This window comes from Bradyrhizobium elkanii WSM2783 (assembly GCF_000472865.1).
GTDB lineage: Bacteria > Pseudomonadota > Alphaproteobacteria > Rhizobiales > Xanthobacteraceae > Bradyrhizobium > Bradyrhizobium elkanii_A.
In genome coordinates this window covers 1-4,522 of record NZ_AXAP01000187.1, presented here as the reverse complement: position 1 = coordinate 4,522, position 4,522 = coordinate 1, and the positions used below count along the sequence as shown (strand labels likewise).

Genomic DNA, 4,522 nt, shown 5'->3' with positions numbered 1-4,522 from the left:
CGGCCCGGCTTGTCCTCATAGACCGCGCCGAACTTCTGCTCGAGGAATGCCCAGTCGATCGTCCGCGCCAGCTGCACCAGCGCATGGTTCATGTCGATGATCGCGTCCAGCCGCGAGCGCAGAAGGTCGGCCTGTCCGCTGTCCCGTCGTTCCTTGGGTCGCATCGTCCCCTCCGTTGCGACCACGGAATCACGACACGCGATTCGACGGAATCCCANAAATCAAATTGCAAGCTTTCGGGCCTTCAAATCCAAAAAGCTTGCAATCCCGANCCTCGCTCCGATCCAAAATTCGACTCCCGCTCAATGACTTGGGAGCTTCTTCACGGACGACGAAACCGCTTCCGCGGCGCCCGCGCTTCTCCTCAGTCGACGCGAGCCGAACTCCAGCGCCTTCACCTGCTTCAGCCTTTCACGACGCCAGGTCCCTACAGGGCTAGCGTGGATTCTCCAGGCCCACAACCTCGTTGATTATGTGACGTGGCTCATCCCGGCCGACAAGCCGCTTATCGTAGAAGATCACTTCATATCCGTGCAACATCCCTTCCTTACGGCGAACGTAGCCAGCGGCCTCATAAAGTCTTTGAGCCCCTACTTGGATCTTTGTCGTGTCGAGTACTATCCGCTTGAATCCCAGGGCGGCGGCTCGCGTTTCCAATTCACTAAGAATCCTCGTCCCAAGCCCTCGCCGTCGAAAGGCAGGATCGACTCGCATACGCTTCAGCTCTGCGACGTCATCGTCAATAAGCTTCAATCCACCCATGGCAACGAGCTTGGAACCAATATGCGCAACTACGAAGTCTCCGCCTGACGCGATGTATATTTCTCCAATGTTTCGTAAATCATCCTCCCACGCTCCTTCCGGGCCACACACACCAACCGCCTCCGATGCGCGTCTATGCAGATGCCACACATCATCAGTATCTCCTGACTCAAATTGACGAAACATCACTTCGTCCTGAGACATCGAACGCCACCTTTGGACCCGTGTCGGATGCCTGCGCCTCTCAGCATCACTACATGTTTTACCTAGCCAAATACCGCCGGCTATCGCGCCGCCGTTAACAGCCGCTGTGAAAGGACAGCCTCAACACTTTCCGAAGCCTCGACTCCGACAATTGGATGACCCGGTTCAACCGTATATTTCAAAGCCGTAGTACGGTGCATCCGGGTAAACTGTTCCAGCGCACAAACACACGAAGCGCGCAGCCTTCGGACTTCTCCACCATAGCGTTCGACGACGGGCGAAATGGTTGCAAACCCAGGAAAGTCCGCTTTCCCTTCCAGCCAACTTGGCGTGGGCTCCGCGCCTTTGTCATCTGGTGACAACCAGCGGAATACCTCGTGAATGCCTCCCTGCGGATAGTATTCGGACAGCCGATACAAATCCCTATAGTATTGCGGCTTCTGCTGAAAGAGTTCTTCGCCGACCAGTAGCACCGAGACCGCCACGACCCGGGCAGAAAACCGACCGCTTGGGCCAAGCCTATTCTTGTAAGGGTTTTTTCCGTAAAACACACGAAATTGGCTAAATAGGTCGGGCGACATATGTTCAAAAAATCGGGCCAGAACATAGTTCGCTGACTCAAGGCGTTCCAAGCATAGCGCAAGACATTGATGAGCGTCCGCGTCAGCCGCATCACGCAATTCAAGTAGAGCTGCGATTGCCAATTTTAGCTCGCTCTCGATGAGTTGATGACCCAAGCAAAAGTCTCGCTCCTCGACCCCGGCGGCGCCAAGGCAATATATGCGAGGATCGCTCTGCACTGGATTCGTCAGGATCATATCTTCATAGGAGAGAACCTCAATGCTAGGCTGTCGCTGGCAGCTTAAGCGGGCGAGACGGCTCAGCGCCTCTCCCACCGTCAACTCCGCCTGCACGGGATCAAGGCCGGCAAACGCCGACATCTGATAAGCACAATTGACGAGATATTGGACGTCTGTCTTAGCGACGGCGAAGTCGGGATCCGGCAACTTCAGCAGCTGTCCATCATGGTCAGCCGATGCAATCATCGCATTAATGCTACTTCCAAGAGCCTTGACCGCTTCATCTGGCCGTTCACTGCCTTTGATCTCGGCAATGAAGTGCGGCAGTTGATCGGCGACAACATTGCTGACAAGCCCAAGCGGCCGTTTCCGTTGCCCGCGATCGAAGCTATCGGACACATGAGAAAATATCTGCCGCGCCCGACGGCGCTGCTGTTCCGGAGTGGAAAAGGACAACGTAGCGACCATAGACGAGCGCTCCCCCACTTCATCGAAAAACAGCTTGCATTTCTGCACTCGACCCATATCTTGCGGCGGGCGAATAGTCGTGCTTTTCGATTAGATCCGTTTGTTTGTCTGTTATCCTGCTATCGTTGTACGCGACCCGCTCAAGTACATTCTCAGAGAAAAATAGCAACGATACAGCGCCCGAGTTGATAATTCCGGCGTCGGTTAACGAAAGCACGCCATCGTTTGAAATGCGAACGAGGCCTGCCTCCCTTAAGATTTCAAGCTCGCCGAAAAAGTATTTTTCTAGCGATACTCCAAATTCGCGCTCGAAGCGGGAGAGCAGCACTCCGCTGCTTCGCAAGGCAAACATTAATGTTCGGCGCATGAGGTCGTCCTGGGACAGTACAACCCCCTTCCACACTGGTTTCTCGCCGGCTTCGACCCTACGTAGATAGCGATCTAGATCTGCCTCGTTGTAGAACTGGCACTGGCTCATGTAGCCAAATCCACCCACCCCAAACGGGACGAGATTATTGTCGTTCCAGGAATCGTATTTACGGCTTTGTTGAACGGAGTGCGGCTGCGACCTCTTAGTCCAATAGAAAATTGGTCCATAGCGATAACCGAGCTTCGTGAGGATGTGCTCCGCCATGAAGTGCATTATAATGCGCTCCTTGGCCCCGGCGAATTGATAGCGTCCCATAGCCAAATGGCGGGCCACGGGGTCAGTCAATTTAAACATCAACGGGAATACGTTGAACTTCTCTATTCCAATGTCCAACAGCCCGATTATTGAGTCGTACCAGCTCCGAAGCGTTTGCTGCGGCAGCCCATACATGAGGTCAAGCGATAGATTCTCAACGCCCATCTCGTTCAGCAATGTCACGAGTTGTATCACCTCCTCCACACCGTGCCCGCGGTTCAATATACGCAAAATATCCCGATCTAGACTTTGAACGCCCAGTACGAAGCGGTTTACTCCGCCTCTAAGTAGAGTCGAGATGCGATCCGCGGCGTCCGCATGCTTCACAAGCGAGGGATGCAACTCAAAACTTACTTCTGACTTCGACAAATCAAAGCGCTCGTTAACCATGGCAAATAGCGTTTTGAGTTGATGGTTAGTCAAAAATGAGGGAGTGCCCCCTCCAAAAAACGCAGTCTCAACAGCTCTCCCAGCAAGCGCCGCGCCCGACCAAGTCATTTCTTTATTTAAGGCCGCCAAATAGCGTTCCACTCGCTCGGAAGATGGATTGATTTCCTTGGCGAAGTGGCAAAACGTGCAATACTGATTACAGAATGGGATATGAAAATAGAGGTCAATTGACGAGGCGACCTGAGTCAACAATCTTTCGGCATCCAGGTCACCCATTGCCTTGAGAGGAGGATATGTGCCGACGAGATAGTCGTTGTGCGCGTCCAGGTGCAGATTTCGCGATCTCAACATGTCGAGATTGATCTCGTACGAGCGGTCGATCGCAAATTCCAGGGCTTCGGAATAGCTGGGCGCGTTCATCTGTTGGGGACTCCATTAGCTTTCGTGTAGGAAAGCCGCGCTGGCAGCCGCGGCCGTACCACATCAATCTCGTCTTGCTCGTTACTGAAGCGGCGCGTTTCAATCAGCGAGCTGCATTCGCGCCCCACTCGCTGCAGCTCCGTTCGCAGGTCGCGATGCGCTCGGTGGTACACGGAGACGACTACAGATTGTCGACGAGAGGCAGATGTTTTGGCTAATGCGAATGCATGCGATACCGACCGCACTCAACCGTACAGCTATGGCGCTGACTTGTTTGGATCGAGCAAGTTTCATTTGAACTCCTGCGGCGACGACTGGATTGCATGGTCATGCGGATCCTTTTCCGTGTCCCAGCAATCGACGTGCCACCAAAGTCCGCTCGCGCGGGGCTTTTTTGAGGAACGAAAACCATGTGCTTTGTGCTGTATTGTCGGAATAGTTACGCCACAGCGTCGGCTCCCGGACATACGCGTCCTCAACGGGACACGGCCGAAAAACGACAACACGGAGCATCGAGTGACCATGATCGTCTCTCGACAGAGGAACTCCATGCGGCGGCGGCGCTTTGAATGCTCCGCGATGACCGTTCCGGTGGCAACCTGGAGCGCGGCGAACAGCGTCGTCGTGCCATGCCGCTTGTAATCATGGCTTTGGCCAGTCAAAGCCCGTCCGTTGGGCAGCTTCAGATAGCTTTGGGCGCGCTCCAGGGCCTGGATCGATGGCTTCTCATCGACGCACAAGACAATGGCCTTTGCAGGCGGATCGACATAAAGACCAACAACATCGGCGGCTT

3 protein-coding genes and 2 pseudogenes are annotated in these 4,522 nt (G+C 54.4%); all 5 read right to left on the bottom strand.

Annotated elements, in window-relative coordinates; genetic code table 11:
- Positions 1 to 164 (bottom strand): annotated as a pseudogene (locus tag YY7_RS61680) (IS5/IS1182 family transposase); the annotation flags it as partial.
- A 271-nt stretch (positions 165 to 435) separates the two neighbouring features.
- Positions 436 to 966 carry a GNAT family N-acetyltransferase gene (locus YY7_RS56165; protein WP_051397385.1) on the bottom strand — a complete coding sequence of 177 codons (531 nt, stop codon included), beginning with the start codon at positions 964 to 966 and terminating at the stop codon, positions 436 to 438.
- An 80-nt stretch (positions 967 to 1,046) separates the two neighbouring features.
- The gene (locus YY7_RS0149530) at positions 1,047 to 2,234 is read right to left on the bottom strand and encodes a hypothetical protein (protein ID WP_028169388.1); all 1,188 of its coding nucleotides are present in this window, start codon (positions 2,232 to 2,234) and stop codon (positions 1,047 to 1,049) included.
- 19 nt (positions 2,235 to 2,253) lie between these two features.
- Positions 2,254 to 3,729 (bottom strand): coproporphyrinogen-III oxidase family protein, encoded by a 1,476-nt coding sequence (locus YY7_RS0149525; protein ID WP_028169387.1) that lies wholly within the window; start codon positions 3,727 to 3,729, stop codon positions 2,254 to 2,256.
- A gap of 539 nt (positions 3,730 to 4,268) precedes the next feature.
- Positions 4,269 to 4,522, bottom strand: a pseudogene (locus YY7_RS59930) (IS630 family transposase); the annotation flags it as partial.

Excerpts from the sequence above, each read along its gene's own strand:
- YY7_RS56165 (WP_051397385.1), bottom strand. The coding sequence starts at position 966 with ATGTCTCAGGACGAAGTGATGTTTCGTCAATTTGAGTCAGGAGATACT.
- YY7_RS0149530 (WP_028169388.1), bottom strand. The coding sequence starts at position 2,234 with ATGGTCGCTACGTTGTCCTTTTCCACTCCGGAACAGCAGCGCCGTCGG.
- YY7_RS0149525 (WP_028169387.1), bottom strand. The coding sequence starts at position 3,729 with ATGAACGCGCCCAGCTATTCCGAAGCCCTGGAATTTGCGATCGACCGC.